This window comes from Hathewaya massiliensis, from assembly GCF_902143515.1.
GTDB lineage: Bacteria > Bacillota > Clostridia > Clostridiales > Clostridiaceae > Hathewaya > Hathewaya massiliensis.
Map to the genome: position 1 here is coordinate 206,488 of NZ_CABFVD010000001.1, position 18,211 is coordinate 224,698.

At 31.2% G+C, this 18,211-nt stretch carries 14 protein-coding genes; 3 read left to right on the top strand and 11 right to left on the bottom strand.

Annotated elements, in window-relative coordinates; genetic code table 11:
• Positions 1-108 precede the first annotated feature (108 nt).
• The 11 genes from FNZ64_RS00975 to FNZ64_RS01025 all read right to left on the bottom strand — a co-directional run bounded on the left by FNZ64_RS00975 (position 109) and on the right by FNZ64_RS01025 (position 14,618).
• Positions 109-1,839, bottom strand: a complete 1,731-nt coding sequence (locus tag FNZ64_RS00975) for a peptide ABC transporter substrate-binding protein (protein ID WP_142413013.1) — start codon at positions 1,837-1,839, stop codon at positions 109-111.
• Between the two features lie 366 nt (positions 1,840-2,205).
• Positions 2,206-3,927, bottom strand: a complete 1,722-nt coding sequence (locus FNZ64_RS00980) for a peptide ABC transporter substrate-binding protein (RefSeq protein WP_142413014.1) — start codon at positions 3,925-3,927, stop codon at positions 2,206-2,208.
• Positions 3,928-4,226: 299 nt separating this feature from the next.
• Positions 4,227-5,186, bottom strand: a complete 960-nt coding sequence (locus tag FNZ64_RS00985) for an ABC transporter ATP-binding protein (RefSeq protein WP_142413015.1) — start codon at positions 5,184-5,186, stop codon at positions 4,227-4,229.
• Positions 5,186-6,211, bottom strand: coding sequence for an ABC transporter ATP-binding protein (locus tag FNZ64_RS00990; protein ID WP_142413016.1), 1,026 nt, complete (start codon positions 6,209-6,211; stop codon positions 5,186-5,188). Before FNZ64_RS00990 ends, FNZ64_RS00985 begins: the two co-directional genes overlap by 1 nt.
• Positions 6,212-6,226: 15 nt before the next feature.
• A complete protein-coding gene (locus tag FNZ64_RS00995; RefSeq protein WP_142413017.1) occupies positions 6,227-7,171 on the bottom strand; it encodes an ABC transporter permease in 945 nt (314 codons plus the stop codon).
• A gap of 14 nt (positions 7,172-7,185) precedes the next feature.
• Positions 7,186-8,118 carry an ABC transporter permease gene (locus tag FNZ64_RS01000; protein WP_142413018.1) on the bottom strand — a complete coding sequence of 311 codons (933 nt, stop codon included), beginning with the start codon at positions 8,116-8,118 and terminating at the stop codon, positions 7,186-7,188.
• A 745-nt stretch (positions 8,119-8,863) separates the two neighbouring features.
• A complete protein-coding gene (locus FNZ64_RS01005) occupies positions 8,864-9,817 on the bottom strand; it encodes an ABC transporter ATP-binding protein (RefSeq protein WP_142413019.1) in 954 nt (317 codons plus the stop codon).
• Between the two features lie 2 nt (positions 9,818-9,819).
• Positions 9,820-10,842 (bottom strand): ABC transporter ATP-binding protein, encoded by a 1,023-nt coding sequence (locus FNZ64_RS01010; protein ID WP_142413020.1) that lies wholly within the window; start codon positions 10,840-10,842, stop codon positions 9,820-9,822.
• A 14-nt stretch (positions 10,843-10,856) separates the two neighbouring features.
• Positions 10,857-11,795 carry an ABC transporter permease gene (locus FNZ64_RS01015; RefSeq protein ID WP_142413021.1) on the bottom strand — a complete coding sequence of 313 codons (939 nt, stop codon included), beginning with the start codon at positions 11,793-11,795 and terminating at the stop codon, positions 10,857-10,859.
• A gap of 18 nt (positions 11,796-11,813) precedes the next feature.
• The gene (locus tag FNZ64_RS01020; RefSeq protein WP_142413022.1) at positions 11,814-12,749 is read right to left on the bottom strand and encodes an ABC transporter permease; all 936 of its coding nucleotides are present in this window, start codon (positions 12,747-12,749) and stop codon (positions 11,814-11,816) included.
• A gap of 192 nt (positions 12,750-12,941) precedes the next feature.
• The gene (locus tag FNZ64_RS01025) at positions 12,942-14,618 is read right to left on the bottom strand and encodes a peptide ABC transporter substrate-binding protein (RefSeq protein ID WP_142413023.1); all 1,677 of its coding nucleotides are present in this window, start codon (positions 14,616-14,618) and stop codon (positions 12,942-12,944) included.
• A gap of 881 nt (positions 14,619-15,499) precedes the next feature.
• On the opposite strand from FNZ64_RS01025, the gene FNZ64_RS01030 reads away from it, so the two are divergent.
• Genes FNZ64_RS01030 through dapB form a run of 3 tightly spaced genes read left to right on the top strand, consistent with a single transcriptional unit; the run spans position 15,500 to position 18,154 of the window.
• A complete protein-coding gene (locus tag FNZ64_RS01030) occupies positions 15,500-16,495 on the top strand; it encodes an aspartate-semialdehyde dehydrogenase (RefSeq protein WP_142413024.1) in 996 nt (331 codons plus the stop codon).
• A gap of 15 nt (positions 16,496-16,510) precedes the next feature.
• A complete protein-coding gene (gene dapA / locus FNZ64_RS01035; RefSeq protein ID WP_142413025.1) occupies positions 16,511-17,392 on the top strand; it encodes a 4-hydroxy-tetrahydrodipicolinate synthase in 882 nt (293 codons plus the stop codon).
• Positions 17,393-17,401: 9 nt separating this feature from the next.
• Complete coding sequence (gene dapB, locus FNZ64_RS01040; protein ID WP_142413026.1) at positions 17,402-18,154, top strand: 4-hydroxy-tetrahydrodipicolinate reductase; 753 nt, start codon at positions 17,402-17,404, stop codon at positions 18,152-18,154.
• Positions 18,155-18,211: the final 57 nt, after the last annotated feature.

Consider the following 18,211-nt stretch of genomic DNA (forward strand, 5'->3'; position numbering starts at 1 on the left):
TCCCTCCGTAAAATATATTATTTATATATATTTTTTACTAAAGAGGGCAATTTTATTCTAAAAAAACTGGAATAGCTTTAGCTACTCCAGTTTTTAAATTAAATTATATTATTTTTTTCTTCCTGAAATATAAATACCTTTAAGGTCTCCAAATCCAAAGTTCGTTGCGAATGAATTCTTAACATAGTTTCTTCTAAATGTTGATCTCTTACCAATATATATTGGAATTATAGCTGATTCATCATGTAATAAGATTTTTTCAGCTTTTCCATATAGCTCAGCTCTTTCTTTTGGATCTTTAGTGTTTTTTGCTTTCTTAGATAACTCATCATATTCTTTATTCACCCAACCAGTTTTTCTATAATAACCATCTACAGAGTTATGGTTGTCTAAGTAAGAACTTGGGTCATCCCAATCTGCAAACCATCCACCTAGAGCAAGGTCAAAATTTCCTTTATCTACTCTGTCATACATAATATCGTATTCCATTTGTTCAACCTTAAGTTCTATACCAAGTTTTTGTTTAAATTGTTGTTGGAAGAATTCAGCTTCCTCTTTATCTTGTTCCCTAGTTCCTCTTGAATATAATCTAATTTGTACCTTAGATGTATCTTCTGGTTTTCCTAATTCTTTTAAGCCTTCTTGTAATAACTTTTTAGGGTCCTTATGCTCTTCTTGTAATTGTTTTATAAAGTCATTTTTAACTAAAGAAGTGTAAGGTTTTCCTTCTGCTACTGAAATTGTTGGTGGAATTAATCCATAAGCTGGAATTCCAACACCATTTATAATATTCTTACAGAATTCCTCCCTATCAAACCCTAAAGTTATAGCTTGTCTAACTTTAGCATTCTTTAAGTACTCATTTTTAGCATTTACTATAAAATATTCTACGCTATTAGTAGGAGAAGTTATATGCTTTGATGTATCCTCTGATTTAAACTTTTCTACCCAATTGGCATCTGATGTATATACTGAATCTATTTCTCCATTTTGATATGCTTGCATTTTAGCATTTTCATCTGGTATATTTTTCCATGTAACTTTCGTTATAAATCTATTTTTTGCATCCCAGAAATCATTGTTCTTTTCAAATACTAATTTGTTTTTATGAACCCACTCTGTTAATTTATAAGCACCATTTCCCATTATATATTTTGCATCTGAACCATACTCTTTACCATATTTTTCAACGATATCTTTTCTTACAGGTTTTAAAACTGGGAAATAAGTTAATTCCATGAAGAATGCACATGGTTTTTCAAGTTCAACTTCAAATGTATTATCATCTACAGCTTTTACCCCTAATTCTTCTGGTTTTTTCTTTCCATTTGCAATGTCAGTTGCATTTTTAACAATACCGTTAAATACTGTACCATATCCAGAGCCTGTTTTTGGATCTACTACTCTTTGCCAAGTATAAACGAAATCCTTTGCTGTAACAGGTTTGCCATCATGCCATTTAGAATCCTTTCTTAGTTTAAAAGTATATTTTAAACCATCACTACTAGCTTCCCAGCTTTCTGCTACTCCAGGCTCCATTTTTCCTGTACCATCTGGTTGAGGTTGATATCTTGTTAATCCTTCATAAATCATCCCTTGTGGAGCCCAAGTTGTATTAGTTGTAGCCTTTACTGGATCTAATGTTGTAGGCTCACCACTATACTCGTTTAAGAACTGTTCTGCATCCTTAGGTGCATCCTTTTCTTCTGTTGCTACATCTGGTTTCTTGTTATTATCTTTTACTTGGTCTTCCTTGTTTCCTCCGCCACATCCAACTAAAGCAGAAGATGCAACTACAGTTACTGCCAATAAAGTCGCCATAAGCTTTTTACTTTTCATTGATGTATTCCCCTTTCAATATATAAAATAATAAAAATTATAAACTCCCTTAATTTTGTGAAAATTATTAATATTCCACTTATTTTGTTTTATTATATAATACAATAAACTTCAAAATAAATCAACATAAAGTTTTCATAAATTTCAAATAATATAAATTTTAATTATAGATACGCCTTAATAATTCTATATATTACTAGTTATACTTCTTTTTATATATTATATGACTATTATATTCCCCTGTCTATAGAAATATTAAAAAATTCTGTATTTATCTTTTTTAAAAAGAGCTACAGATAAAAATATCTATAGCCCCTCTTCTTACACTATTTAATACATACCCCTTATAGGTTATTATATATTATTTTATTTTGTTCTACCTGCTGTATAAGCACCTTTATAATCGTCACGTCCAAATTCTGTTGTATTTAAGTTCTTAACATATTTTTTTCTAAATCTTGGATTCTTAGTGCTCATTACTGGTATTATAAGTGTATCTTTATAAACAAGTTCTTCTTCAGCTTCTCCATATAATTTAGCTCTTTCTTTAGGATCTAAGGTTTTCTTTGCCTTTTCTACATTCTTATCATATTTTTCATTTTTCCAACCAGCTGCCTTATATTGTCCAATTCCTGAATGGAATGCATCTAAGAAGGCACTTGGGTCGTTGTAATCAGCAAACCAACCGTTAAATGCCATATCAAAATCACCTTTTTCAACCCTATCATACATTATGTTAAAATCCACTTGCTGTACCTTTACATCAATCCCTAAACTTTCCTGCCATTTTTGTTGGAAAAATTCTGCTTCTTGTTTTTCAGATTCCCCTGTTCCTCTTGCAAGTAATGTAAAGCTTACTTTTGACGTATCCTCAGGTAATCCTAATTCTTTTAGTCCTTGTTGTAATAGTTTTTTAGGATCCTTGTTTTCTTCAGCAATTTTCTTAATAAAATCATTATCCACAAACTTTTTATATGAAGTTCCATCTAGAGTTAAACCTTCTGTAACATACCCATACATAGGAACCGCTTGGTCATTCCATACTCCTTTAACAAAATCTTCTCTGCTAAAGGAAATAGCAAGGGCTTTTCTTACTTTTTCATTTTTTAAGAACTTATTTTTTCCAACATTCATAAGTAAATAATCCACATTGTTACCATGAGAATTTATAAATTCATTGTTTTCATCTTGTTTAAACTTTTCTATCCATTCAGGTTCAGTAACAAATATAGAATCAATTTCACCACTTTGGAATGCTTGAAGTTTGGCATTTGAATCTTTAATTATCTTCCAGTTTACAGTTTTAAGATTTATCTTATCCTTATCCCAGTAGTTGTTATTTTTTTCAAAGGTCATTTTATTCTTATGAACCCACTCTTTTAAAGAATATGCTCCATTACCTACAACATACTGAGCTTCAGTCCCATATTGTTTTCCGTATTTCTCAATTATATCTTTTCTTACAGGTTTTAACCCCCCGAAGTATGTTAAATCCATAAAGTATCCACATGGTTCTTGAAGAGTTACTTCAAAAGTATTATCATCAATTGCCTTAACTCCCAATTCATCTACTGGTTTTTTACCCTTTATTACCTCAGAGGAATTTTTAATTATGTTATTTAATATAAATGCAGACTTTCCTCCTGTTTTTGGATTACATAGTCTCTTCCATGAATACTCAAAATCCTTAGCAGTAACAGGTTGTCCATCTGACCATTTAGCATCTTTTCTAAGATGGAAGGTATATATTAATCCATCTTTACTAATATCCCATTTTTCTGCAACACCCGGTTCTAATTTACCTGTTCCATCCTCTTGAGGTGTTAATCTTGTTAAGCCTTCGTATAATAACCCTTGTGGTGTCATTGAAGTATCGTCATTTACCATAGCAGGATCTAATGAAGTTGGCTCCCCACCAGCAGAATTCAAGAATTGTTCAGCATCTTTTTCTTCTGATTTTTCTTGCTTATTTTGTTCTGTTTTTCCTGGCTCATTTTTTCCCTCTTCCTTGCCACCACATCCTACTAATGCAACAGAAGAAATCATTGAAACTGCTAACAAAGTAGCTAAAAGCTTTTTACTTTTCATTTTTTTGCCCCTTTCAAAATATAGATATAACCTTATAGTAAAGGTTTTCCATAGGATTAATTTATATCTTTTCTAAGATAGAAAGTAAAATTTTGTATGCCCCCACTTTAATTGCATAGGAATAAGTTAATGGCACATAACCATTAACTTACCCCTAAATATAGAATAACTTAAAGTTAAAAATAAATCAATAATAACTTAACGTATTCCCCAATTAAATTAAATAAAAGTTAATATAAAATAATAGTGAACTTTATACTTTTAATCTAGTTTAATCAATATTTATAATATCATATATATTACAAAATATGACAAGCTACAAAGTGATCTTTTTTAATTTCTCTTAGTTCTGGTGTCTTTTCAAAACACTCTTCCTTTGCATATTTACATCTTCCTGCAAATCTGCATCCTGGTTTAGGATTGATTGGACTTGGAACTTCCCCTTCTAATGGGATTCTCTTTTTAGCCTTTACAGCATCAGGATCTGGAATTGGTATTGCTGAAAGTAAAGCTTGAGTATATGGATGCATTGGTTCTGCATATAACTCTTCACTTCCTGCAAGTTCCACTAAATGTCCAACATACATAACACCAACTCTGTCAGATATATGTTTTACCATGGAAAGATCGTGTGCTATAAAAAGATAAGTTAATCCTAATTCCTTTTGTAATTTTATAAGTAGGTTAACTACTTGTGCTTGTATCGACACGTCTAGAGCGGATATTGGCTCATCACACACTATAAACTCTGGTTCTATAGCAAGTGCTCTTGCTATACCTATTCTTTGTCTTTGCCCTCCAGAGAATTCATGTGGAAATCTAGATGCGTGTTCTTTATTTAATCCTACTAAATTTAGTAGTTCATATATTTTATTTGTTCTCTCTTGCCCTGTATATAAATTGTGAATATCAATTCCTTCACCAATTATATCTCCTACAGTCATTCTTGGATTTAAAGATGCATAAGGGTCTTGGAATATTATTTGAGCTCTTCTTGCGAATTCTTTCTTTTCTTTTTTATTTAATCCATGAACGCTTACTCCATCAAATAATACTTCTCCCTCTGTAGCATCGTAAAGTCCCATTACAGTTCTTCCACAGGTTGTTTTACCACAACCTGATTCTCCAACTAGTCCTAAGGTTTCACCTTTTCTTATTTGAAAATTAACCCCATCAACAGCTTTTAATAGTGCTTTAGGCCCTACTTTAAAATGTTTTTTTAAGTTTTTCACATCAATTAAAACCTTATTATCTGACATTATTTTGCACCTCCTGATACTAAAACTTTTGGTGTTTCTATTTTAGGTGCCATTGGATGTTTTAACCAACATGCAACTTCGTGAGTTTCTGATATACTTGTAACTTCTGGTAATGCTTCTTTACAAATAGGCATACAATATTCACATCTAGCTGCAAATGGACATCCAACTGGTGGTTTAACCAAGTCTGGTGGAGTACCACCTAATGCATATAAAGTCTCTTTATTTTCAGTTTCCAATCTTGGTACTGATTGAAGTAAAGCCCATGTGTATGGATGTTGAGGATTATAGAATATTTCACTTGTAAGTCCTCTTTCTATAATTTGTCCTGCATACATAACTTGAATTCTATGGGCAACATCTGCAACTACTCCAAGGTCATGAGTTACTAATATAACTGCCGTGCCAAGTTTCTTTTGAAGATCGCCTATAAGATCCATAATCTGAGCTTGAATTGTAACGTCTAGCGCTGTAGTGGGTTCGTCAGCTATAAGAATCTTAGGATTACAAGCAAGTGCTATAGCTATCATAGCCCTTTGTCTCATACCACCTGAAAATTCATGCGGATATTGAGCTGCTCTCTTAGCTGCATTAGGTAACTTTACAAGTTCTAATAATCTTACAGCCTCTTCAAGAGCTTGTTTTTTGTTCATTCCTCTATGAATAATTAAGCTTTCAGCTATTTGCTTTCCAACAGTCATAGTTGGATTTAACGAGGTCATAGGATCTTGGAATATCATTGATATTTCAGCACCTCTATAGTGTCTCATTTCTTTTTCTTTTAATTTTAAAAGATCTTTACCTTCAAATAATATTTCTGAACCTTCCTTTATTTCTGATGGTGGTGTTGGTAAAAGCCTCATTATAGCTTTAGATGTAACAGATTTTCCACATCCTGATTCACCAACCACAGCTAAGGTTTCTCCTTTACTTAAGTAAAAATCCACTCCCCTTACTGCCTGTACTTCTCCTGCATAAGTATGAAAAGATACTCTTAAATTCTTAACTTCCAAAATTTTTTCCATTTATTGTTCCCCCCATTATTGACGTAATCTTGGATCTAATGCGTCATTTAAACCATCTCCAAATAGGTTAAAGCACAACATTACCAAGCTAATAAATAAGCAAGGGAAAAACAACTGGTAAGGGTAAAATTGAATTTTTGATTGTGCAGCAGATGCTAATGCTCCCCAGCTTGTATTTGGTGATGCAATTCCTAGTCCTATATAACTTAAGAAAGCCTCATAGAATATAAAAGATGGTACTGAGAAAGTGATATCAACCATTACAAGTCCAAATGTATTTGGAAGTAAGTGCTTTACAATAACTCTTGAAGCTCCAGCTCCTAGTGATTGAGCTGCAAGAACAAATTCTTGTTCCTTAAGTTGAAGTATTTTACCTCTTACTATTCTAGCCGTACCTATCCACGAGGTTAATGAAATTGCTAATACCAAAGAAAACATTCCTCTACCCAATACAAGAGATAGTAATATGGTTAAAACAAGGTTTGGTAAACTTCCAAGTATCTCTATAAATCTCATCATAATATCATCTACTAATCCACCATAATATCCTGAAACTCCACCATATGCACATCCCATTACAGTCATTAAGAATGTACAGATTATTGCTATTAGTATAGATACTCTTCCACCTTGAGCAACCCTAGCAAATAAATCTCTCCCTAAGTTATCTGTTCCAAATAGAAACTTTGCACTTGGTTTTAAATTTTTAACTGAAGTATCTATTTTTGTATAATCTTTACCAACTATAGGTACAATTATGGTAAATAAAATAATAGCTATAAGTATAATCGCTGATAAAATAGCAAGTTTATTTTTCTTAAGTCTTCTCCAAGCATCTTGCAAATAGGTTAAACTAGGTCTCATTATTTTTTCTGATTCATCTCTATCTATGCCTACAATCTGGAACTTCTCTGGAGTAAGTTCTAGATTTGTACTTTTATTTGTTGTTAACTCTGCCATGGTTTTCCCTCCTATTATTTACTTTCTCCAACTCTAATTCTTGGGTCGGCAATTCCATAGAAAATATCAACTAATATAAGAGCTATAATATAAGTAACTGATATGAAAACAGTTAATCCCATTATCATAGTATAGTCATTACTACTAATAGCTGAAATATAGTTATCTCCTAAGCCTGGTATTGAGAATACTCTTTCAACAACAAATCCACCCATAAATATTCCCATTATTGCAGGTGCTAAAAAAGTAATTATAGGAATAATAGCATTTCTAATAACGTGTTTTACAACTAGGCTAAACTTACTAACACCTTTGGCCTTAGCTGTTACAATGTAATCTTCACCAATAACACTTAGGGTACTGTTTCTCATGAATTTACAGTAACTAGCCATACCTCCAAAGGATACTGAAATAGCTGGTAAAATCATATTAGAAAATTTACCCCAGCCAAAAACAGGAACTAGTTTAAGTTTAATTGAAAATACATATTGTAATAATGCTGCAAGGACGAAACTAGGCACACAAATACCTAAGATAACTAAAACTCCCACAGCCTGGTCAATCCATTTGCCACGATTAAAGGCTGCTAGTATACCTAATGTTACCCCAAATAAAACTTCTATAAGTATAGCAATACCCCCATAAGATGCAGAAATTGGTCCATGTTTTGCAATAATATCTACTACACTTCTTCCTTCATAGATCATAGACTCTCCAAGGTCAAATTCAAAAACAATTTTTTTAATGTACCTAAAATATTGTTGATGTACTGGAAGATCTAATCCGAGTTTCTTCCTGTAAGCCTCTTTAGCTTCTTTTGGTAAATTCTTAGCCCCTTCTGCAAGTGGGTCACCTGGTTTTAATCGGATAAGGAAAAATGTTAGCGTAATAATTATAAACGTGGTAAAAATTCCATATCCAATTCTCTTAAGAATAAATTTAGCCATTAAATACTCCCCCCTAGATTTTTGTATAAATTAAATAAGATTTATATTAATTATTAATTAAAATATTTTTAAAATACTTTTTAATTTTAATTAATAATTTTATAACTTTAAATTAAATGAAAACGTATTCTAATTATTTTAAAAAAATAATATAAACTTGTTTATATTATTAAATATATGTATTACTATTTTTATTATTAATTTTTAGTAAACCAATTTCCCCCTTTCATATAAACGATTATAATAACAATGTTACTTTTTGAACCTTTTCTAAAATTAGACTTTGAATTAACAAAAAATTTTATCTTTTTTAAATTATATGTATATTTTAAATGAAAAAGCACATAATTTCAATACAAGTTAAAAAATAAAAAATTTTTTTTGCAAGTTTTTATTTTTACAATTTAAAATTACGAACATTTATACAATACACTTTATTAAATATATGTATAACTTAGATTGAATTATTTTATTATGTACCTAATTTTATTGTAAATTAACTTATTTAATAAGTTAATCATTAAGATAATAAGTTATTGTAATTTTACGAAAATTCTAAAGGTAACAACTAATCTAAGATATTATTAATATTATACATACTTTTTTATAAAACACATATAGTAATGTCACATATTAAAACAAAGGTAATAAGAGTTATGCCCACTATTAATGTTTTATTTTCTCTACAAGGCATTTAATGAACTTTTAACTTTAAAAATCAATAAAAAATGGGGTTTCCCCCATTTTAATATAAATGACATGCTACAAAATGATCTTTTTTTACCTCTTTAAATTCAGGTGTAACTTCAAAACATTCTTGTTTTGCATATTTACATCTTCCTGCAAATCTACATCCTGGCTTAGGATTAATCGGACTTGGCACTTCACCTTCTAATTTTATTCTAGTCTTAGTCTTTTCAACTTCTGGATCTGGAATTGGTATTGCTGAAAGTAAAGCTCTAGTGTATGGATGCATCGGCTCTGCATACAATTCTTCACTTCCCGCAAGTTCTACTAGGTGTCCAACATACATAACACCAACTCTATCAGATATATGTTTTACCATGGAAAGATCGTGTGCTATAAAAAGATAAGTTAATCCTAATTCCTTTTGTAATTTTATAAGTAGGTTAACTACTTGTGCTTGTATGGACACGTCTAGAGCGGATATTGGCTCATCACAAACTATAAACTCTGGTTCTATAGCAAGTGCTCTTGCTATACCTATTCTTTGTCTTTGCCCTCCAGAGAATTCATGTGGAAATCTAGATGCGTGTTCTTTATTTAATCCTACTAAATTTAGTAGTTCATATATTTTATTTGTTCTCTCTTGCCCTGTATATAAATTGTGAATATCAATTCCTTCACCAATTATATCTCCTACAGTCATTCTTGGATTTAAAGATGCATAAGGGTCTTGGAATATTATTTGAGCTCTTCTTGCGAATTCTTTCTTTTCTTTTTTATTTAATCCATGAACGCTTACTCCATCAAATAATACTTCTCCCTCTGTAGCACCGTAAAGTCCCATTACAGTTCTTCCACAGGTTGTTTTACCACAACCTGATTCTCCAACTAGTCCTAAGGTTTCACCTTTTTTAATAGTAAAACTTACGTCATCAACTGCTTTTAATAAGGTTTTAGGGCCTACTTTAAAATACTTTTTTAAATTTTTAACTTCAATTAAATCCTTGGACATATCTATTCCCTCCCTGCCTTAATAGCTTCTGGAATCTCTACCTTTGGGGCATATGGATGCTTTAACCAACAAGATACTTTATGAGTTTCAGAGATATCTGTAACTTCAGGCATAACATCTCTACATATATCCATACAATACTCACATCTATCAGCAAAAGGGCAACCAACTGGTGGTTTTATTAAATCTGGTGGAGTTCCACCTAACGCATATAGGTGTTCTTTATTTTCAGTATCTAATCTTGGTACTGATTGAAGTAATGCCCAAGTATAAGGATGTTGTGGATTATAGAATATCTCTTCCTTTGTTCCTCTTTCTATAATCTCTCCTGCATACATAACTTGAATTCTATGTGCAACACTAGCAACTACTCCTAAATCGTGAGTTACTAATATGACTGCTGTACCGAGTTTCTTTTGAAGGTCAGCTATAAGGTCCATAATTTGTGCTTGAATTGTAACATCTAGTGCTGTAGTTGGTTCATCTGCTATAAGAATCTTAGGATTACAAGCAAGGGCTATAGCAATCATTGCTCTCTGTCTCATACCACCTGAGAATTCATGTGGATATTGTGATGCTCTTTTTTCCGGATTAGGTATTCCTACCAAGCCTAACATTTTAATTGCTTCTTCTAAAGCTTCTTTTTTCTTCATTCCTCTATGAATGACTAAACTCTCTGCTATTTGTTTTCCAACAGTCATAGTAGGATTTAAGGAAGTCATAGGATCTTGGAATATCATTGATATTTCAGCACCTCTTAGTTCACGCAATTCCTTAGTATTCATACCAATAACATCTTTGCCCTCAAATAATATTTTAGATTCCTTTTTTATGTCTCCTGGTGGATGAGGTATAAGCCTCATTATTGCTTTTGAAGTTACAGTCTTTCCGCAGCCAGACTCTCCAACTATAGCTAAAGTCTCTCCTTTATTTAAGTGGAAACTGACCCCTCTTACAGATTGAACTTCTCCAGCATAAGTGTGGAAAGACACACTTAAATTTTGAACATCTAATATTTTATCCATATTCTTCACCCCTTCTACTGACGTAATTTTGGATCTAAAGCATCTCTTAATCCATCACCAAGCAACTGGAATGATAACATAGTTAAACTTATCATTATTGCTGGGAAAAATAATTGGTAGGGATAGAATATCATATTAGGCTGTGCTGCTGATGCTAAAGAACCCCAACTTGTATCTGGGGATTGTATTCCAAGTCCAATAAAACTTAAGAATGCTTCTCCAAATATAAATGAAGGAATATCAAATGTAATAGATACAATCATTATTCCTAAGGTATTAGGTAATAAGTGCTTCTTAATTATCCTAGCTGGACTAGCACCTAGTGCACTAGCTGCCAAAACATATTCTTGTTCCCTTACTTGCAAGATTTGCCCTCTTACAAGTCTAGCCATACCACACCAACCTGTAATGGTCATAGCTAGTATTAATGAAAACATTCCTTTACCAAAAATTAAAGAAATAAGAATTACAACAATTAAATACGGAATACTTATTAATATCTCCAATATTCTCATCATAATATCATCTATGGCACCACCAAAATAACCAGCTATGCCTCCATATATAGAACCAAGAACAGTATCAATTAAAGCACCAATAAGTCCTATTATTATAGAGACTCTTCCTCCAATCCATACCCTTGAAAACAAATCTCTTCCTAAATTATCTGTACCAAACCAATACTCCTTAGAAGGACTCATATTTAATAGCTCATTATGATTTTGAGTAAAATCTTTTCCAGATATCCAAGGACCTATTATGGTCATAATTGATATAACAGCTAATATAATTAATGCGGTTATGGCAACTTTATTTTGTTTTAACCTTCTCCAGGCATCTTGCCAATAAGTCATACTAGGTCTTAGTATCTTTTCAGACCCTTCCTTGTCTCTTTCAACAAACTTGAATCTATCTTTAGTTATATTAGGATTATTTTTAGTAACTTCGCTCATGACAAACCCTCCTCATCACTATTTAGAATCTCCTGATAATCTGATTCTTGGGTCAACTAAACTATAAACTATATCAACAACAACTAAAGCTACTATATATAATGAAGACATAAACATGGTTTGGCCCATTACCATAGTGTAATCTTTATCTGTAACAGAGTTAACAAAATATTGTCCAAGTCCTGGTACAGAGAAAATACTTTCAATTATAAAAGAACCTATAAATATCATAGCAATTTGTGGTCCTAATATAGTTATAGCTGGAAGTATAGCATTTCTAATAACGTGTTTTACAACCAAGGCAACCTTTGATACGCCTTTAGCTTCCGCTGTTATTATATAGTCTTGTCCTAAAACATCAAGACAGTTGGCTCTCATATATCTCGCATAGGTTGCAATAGAACCAAAACTCATAGCTATAGTCGGTAATATTGTATGCTTAAATTCACCCCAACCAGTTGTAGGTAGTATTTGCCACTTAACTGTGAATACAAACTGCAGGCTAGCTGCTAACACAAAACTTGGTATAGATACTCCTAATATAGCTAAAAACATCACTAGATAGTCTGGAAATTTATTTCTATTAAATGCTGCAATTATTCCTAAAATTATTCCTATAGTAAATCCCATGAAAATAGCTTGAATACCTATTCTTCCTGATACAGGAGCATATTCTTTAATTGTAGAAACTACAGATCTTCCTGGATATGTTAAGGATGCACCTAGATCCCCATGTAATACCAGGTTTTTCATAAACATACCATATTGAGTTACAACAGGCTTATCTAATCCATACTTAGCATAATAATTAGCTTTTATTTGAGGCGGTAAGTTTCTTGCAAGATTTGCAAGAGGGTCTCCAGGAATAGCATGAACTAAGAAAAAAGTTATAGTGATTGTTACATAAAGTGTTAGAATCATATATCCCAGTCTTTTAAGAATAAATTTACCCAATTTGATCCCTCCATTTTTATATAAAACAAGCAGCACCAAAGGTACTGCCGTTTTATGTTTTATCCGATGACTATCTGCTCTAATACTCCCTTCTTCTTCGAATTGGGAGAAAAGAGCAGCTACGTCCCTGGATAACAATTTCTAAGCTTTAGCTGGAGTAAAAACTCACTCTAAAGCCAAGAACTTTGTTTATTATCTTCCTTTAGTATAAGCGTATTTAAATTCAACAGTACCAAATAAAGGAACCATTACATTATTAACATATTTTCTTGTATAAGTCTGTCTCATTCTATAAATAGTAGGAGAAACTACTCCATCTTCATATAAAAGTATATTTTCCGCTTCTGTAAATGCATCTAATCTTGTCTTCTTATCCATAGTTCCTGCTGCCTTATCTATAAGCTCATCATATTTTTTATTTGACCATCCTGTAGGAACAACTCCAGCTCCTGAAGTAAACATATCAAAGAAAGTCATTGGATCATTGTAGTCTCCAGACCAAGCCATTCCAGCCATTTGGTAATCTTTTTCATCTGTTCTCTTTTGGAATACAGGCCATTGAACATATTCAATTTTACTTTGTACTCCTAATGTATTTTTAAACATTTGTTGGTCAAATTCAGCAAACTCTTTTGCTCTAGCATCTGTTCCTGATTGAAGAATTGTAAGTGACATCTTTGCTGGATCTGGATTTTCACCTATTTCTTTTAATCCTTCTATCAATAATGCTTTTGGATCTTTATTTTCATCTTTTAATTTCTTTAAAGGTTCTTGAGGAACTGCTGTTCTAAACTCTTCACCACCAATTTGAACTTGAGGTGGACACCAAGAATAAGCTGGTGTAGCTAATCCTCTAAATAATGTCTTAGCTGTTCCTTCTCTATCTTGTGCTAATATAAACGCTTTTCTTATTTTAGGGTTTTTGAAATATTTATCTTTTTGGTTAAAGAACTTATAAACAGTTGAACCATCATAAGTTTTTACAACATTAAATTTGCCAGTATCATTAAATTTCTTAACCCAATCTGGATGAGTTACTCCCCCCATATCCACTGAACCATTTAATAACTCACTCATTCTTGATGGTTCTTGATCTATGATTTTCATTGTAACTTTTTCAAGTTTTACTGATTTAGCATCCCAATAGTCCTTATTTTTAGTAAGCTCTATTTTACTGTTATGACTCCATTGAGAAAGAACAAATGGTCCACAGAAAACTAATGTTTCAGCCTTTGTTCCATATTCATCACCATATTTTTCTATTATATCTTTTCTTTGAGGATGCATAACTTTAAAATAAGTTAAATCTAAGAAGTATGCACAAGGTCCTTCTAAAGTTATTTTTAAAGTTTTTTCATCTACAGCTTTAACTCCAACATCTTCCATTTTAGCTTTGCCACTATTGTATTTTTCAGCATTTTTTATAGGGAATAATAAAAATGCATATGGAGAAGCTGTGTCTTTATTTAATGTTCTTGTGATTCCATAAACATATTGTTCAGCTGTAACTGGTTTACCATCAGACCATTTATTCTCTCTTAAATGGAACGTCCATTCAGTTCCGTCTTCGTTGCTCTCCCACTTTTCTGCACCTGCAGCTTTAACAACATCTTTTCCATTTTCTTGTTCTAATCTTGTTAAACCTTCCATAACTTCATTTAGCACTTGAGAAGAATAGGTATCAGATGCTTTAGATGCATCTAGAGATTTAGGTTCTGAACTAAAGACATTTAAGTATTGATTTTTGTCTATATCTCCACTAGCTGTATTTCCTGTGTTTGATTTAGCTCCACCACCACATCCAGCTAACACTGTGGATGCTATAAGAGAAACAGACATAACTGCTGATAGTAATTTTTTACTTTTCATCTTTCTTCCCCCTTTATGATTATATAAATACTATATTTTTTACTAGTTCTTTTACATCTTTCGACATAAAAAGCCTTTAGTAATCTTATAAATATTGTTTACTGATTATTTATGGATTATACATTTTTAGAAAACATTAAACTTTAAAATAACATAATTTTCAGCTTATTAAAAATATTGATTTATTGTGTTTGCAACATTCTTAATTGTTATTAGTATATACATATTACCTTGAATTATTTCTCTTATTAATATTAAAATTGCAATTTAATATATTACTATATTTAGTTTTCTAAAAACTTTACTGATTAAGTATTATTAAAAATATATCACTTTTCTTTTTTATTGTCAAACTTTTATTTAAAAAAATTTAATTATCTTAAAGTTTGAATAATTAATTTATATATAAGTTATAAGCTATTTTCTTACTTTCTCTTCTCCTTATTCTCCTTTATAGATTTTAAGCTATACATACTATTTTTTTCCTTGAGCATTATTACCTTAAAATGAATATATATGCCATTGTTTTTTTGAAAGTTCATCTTCACTTTGTTTTAATTTGAGGTTTTTCAAGGACTTTAGAAATCATTTTTGTAAAACCTTTTCTTATTTCATTTATTTTATGAATATTTTTTCAACTATCTTTCTTTTGTCTTGTTTTATAAACTTATATATATTAATATAAATTTAAACTTTCTCCTTAGTAGTTCGTTTGTAATTTTGAAGGTTTTATTTTGTAAACTTTCATTTTATAATAAAACTTCAATTTTAATGTCTGTCAATTTTAAGATTTAATCATATAATATTGTTATAGAAAAAGTATATAAATTTTCTACCTTAAGTTATATAATATAAATAAGAATTAATTTAGGAGGGATTTTATGAAACTTAATGTAGCAGTTGTTGGTGCAACAGGCATGGTTGGAAGGCAAATAACTAGTATATTAGAAGAAAGAAAGTTTCCTATAGATAAAATATATTTCTATTCTTCTAAAAAATCAGCTGGAACAACCTTAAGTTTTAATGGAGAAGAGATCACTGTAGAAGAGTTACATGAAGATAATATTAAAAACAAAAAAATTCATATGGCTTTATTTTCTGCTGGAGGGGATACTTCCTTAGAATACGCACCTATTTTCACTAAATACGGAACTGTAGTTGTAGACAATAGTAGCGCTTGGAGAATGAATCCTGAAGTACCTCTAATAGTTCCAGAGGTTAATCCTGAAGATATTAATTGGCATAAGGGTATCATAGCTAATCCTAATTGCTCTACTATACAAGCCATGGTAGCCTTAAAACCACTTTACGATAAATATGGTATAAAAAGAGTAATTTACTCCACATATCAAGCAGTTTCCGGTGCTGGTGTTGATGGATATAATGATTTAGTAAATGGATATAAAGGTGAAGAACCTAAAAAGTTCCCTTATGCCATTGCTGGAAATATGTTACCTCAAATTGATGTGTTTCTAGACAATGGATACACTAAAGAAGAAATGAAAATGATTGAGGAGAGTAAAAAAATCCTTCATGATTCTAGCTTAAAAGTTACTGCAACAACTGTTAGGGTACCAGTAGTTCATGGACATAGTGAAAGTATTAATGTGGAACTTAAATCTAATTTTGATTTAAATGAAGTTTTTGAATTGTTTAAAAATGCAAAGGGTATAGAACTTCAAGATGACCCAGATAATTTAGTGTATCCAATGCCAATAAAAGCGGCTGGAACTGATCCCGTATACATTGGAAGAATCAGAAGAGATTTCAGTGTAGAAAATGGTCTTAACCTGTGGGTAGTTGCTGATAATATAAGAAAAGGTGCTGCCTTAAATACTGTTCAAATAGCAGAAATATTAATCCCCACTATAAAATAAAAAGGAGAAGGTATTATGACAATATTTAAAGGTTCAGGGGTTGCCCTAATAACACCATTTAATAATGATGGAGTTGACTTCAACAAATTAGAGGATTTAGTTAACATGCACTTAAGCTCTTCAACTGATGCCATTATAGTATGTGGTACTACTGGTGAAGCTTCAACTATGACAAAGGAAGAAAGAAAAGAAACCATAAAGTTTGTGGTAGATTTAGTTAATAAAAAAATACCTGTTATTGCAGGTACAGGAACTAATGACACAAAGGCTTCTATAGAAATGAGCAAATGGGCTGAAAGTATTGGAGTTGATGGTTTACTTTTAATAACACCTTACTATAATAAAACTACTCAAAAAGGATTAATAAACCACTTTGAAGCTATAGCTAGTGAAGTTAATATTCCTATAATTCTATATAATGTACCTGGAAGAACTGGAATGAATATTCTTCCACAAACTATTTTTAAATTAAGTAATAGCTGCTCAAATATAGTTGCAGTTAAAGAAGCTAGCGGTGATATTAGTCAAGTTGTTAAAATAAAGGCTCTATGTGGAGATAAAATTGATATATACTCTGGAAATGACGATCAAATTATACCTGTATTATCCCTTGGAGGCATAGGTGTAATTTCCGTACTAGCTAATGTAATCCCAAAGCAAGTTCATAATATGGTTTATAACTACCTTAATGGAAAAACAGAGGCTGCATTAAAACTTCAATTAGATTACTTAGATTTGACAAATGCATTGTTTATAGAAACTAATCCTATTCCAGTTAAAACTGCCTTAAATTTAATGAATATGAATGTAGGCCCTTTAAGACTTCCTCTATGTGATATGGATGAGAAAAATTTAGAAATTCTAAAAAAAGAACTAAAAAATTGTAATTTAATTTAGGAGGCTCATATGGTTAGAATTATTTTAAGTGGCTGTACTGGAAAAATGGGTAAAATGGTAAGTGAATGTGCAGATAAAGCCCCAAATATCTCTATAGTAGCAGGCATAGATTTAAATAAAATCACCAACTGCAATTACCCTATCTTTAGTAATATAGAGGAATGTAATGTAGATGCAGATGTTATAATTGACTTTTCAAGACCTGCAACTCTTCCTAGTTTAATTAGCTATTCTTCATCTAAAAATATACCTATTGTAATTTGCACTACTGGATATTCTGAAGATGAAAAAGCAAAAATATTAGACTTAAGTTCTAAAGTAGCAGTTTTTCAATCTGCTAATATGTCTATAGGTGTTAATTTAGTTAATAATGTTCTAAAGCAAATTAGTGGAAAACTATTTAATGACTACGATATAGAAATTATAGAAAAACACCATAACCAAAAGGTTGATTCCCCTAGTGGAACAGCATTACTACTTGCAAATACTATAAAAAATTCTATAGACCAAGAAACAGAGTTTGTATTTGGAAGAGAAGGTAATAAAAAAAGAGAAAAAAATGACATTGGAATACACGCTATAAGAGGTGGAAATATTGTAGGTGATCACACCGTAATATTTGCAGGAAGCGGAGAATGTATAGAGCTTACACATAAAGCTATTTCAAGAGAAGTATTTGCTGTAGGAGCTATTAAAGCTGCAGAGTTTATAGCTAATAAAAATCCTGGTCTTTATAATATGGATGATTTATTAACATTATAATCTCAATATAATCTCAATAATACAAAATAAATATTAATTAATTTACTATCAATAAAA

Excerpts from the sequence above, each read along its gene's own strand:
- FNZ64_RS00975 (WP_142413013.1), bottom strand. The coding sequence starts at position 1,839 with ATGAAAAGTAAAAAGCTTATGGCGACTTTATTGGCAGTAACTGTAGTT.
- FNZ64_RS00980 (WP_142413014.1), bottom strand. The coding sequence starts at position 3,927 with ATGAAAAGTAAAAAGCTTTTAGCTACTTTGTTAGCAGTTTCAATGATT.
- FNZ64_RS00985 (WP_142413015.1), bottom strand. The coding sequence starts at position 5,186 with ATGTCAGATAATAAGGTTTTAATTGATGTGAAAAACTTAAAAAAACAT.
- FNZ64_RS00990 (WP_142413016.1), bottom strand. The coding sequence starts at position 6,211 with ATGGAAAAAATTTTGGAAGTTAAGAATTTAAGAGTATCTTTTCATACT.
- FNZ64_RS00995 (WP_142413017.1), bottom strand. The coding sequence starts at position 7,171 with ATGGCAGAGTTAACAACAAATAAAAGTACAAATCTAGAACTTACTCCA.
- FNZ64_RS01000 (WP_142413018.1), bottom strand. The coding sequence starts at position 8,118 with ATGGCTAAATTTATTCTTAAGAGAATTGGATATGGAATTTTTACCACG.
- FNZ64_RS01005 (WP_142413019.1), bottom strand. The coding sequence starts at position 9,817 with ATGTCCAAGGATTTAATTGAAGTTAAAAATTTAAAAAAGTATTTTAAA.
- FNZ64_RS01010 (WP_142413020.1), bottom strand. The coding sequence starts at position 10,842 with ATGGATAAAATATTAGATGTTCAAAATTTAAGTGTGTCTTTCCACACT.
- FNZ64_RS01015 (WP_142413021.1), bottom strand. The coding sequence starts at position 11,795 with ATGAGCGAAGTTACTAAAAATAATCCTAATATAACTAAAGATAGATTC.
- FNZ64_RS01025 (WP_142413023.1), bottom strand. The coding sequence starts at position 14,618 with ATGAAAAGTAAAAAATTACTATCAGCAGTTATGTCTGTTTCTCTTATA.
- FNZ64_RS01030 (WP_142413024.1), top strand. The coding sequence starts at position 15,500 with ATGAAACTTAATGTAGCAGTTGTTGGTGCAACAGGCATGGTTGGAAGG.
- dapA (WP_142413025.1), top strand. The coding sequence starts at position 16,511 with ATGACAATATTTAAAGGTTCAGGGGTTGCCCTAATAACACCATTTAAT.
- dapB (WP_142413026.1), top strand. The coding sequence starts at position 17,402 with ATGGTTAGAATTATTTTAAGTGGCTGTACTGGAAAAATGGGTAAAATG.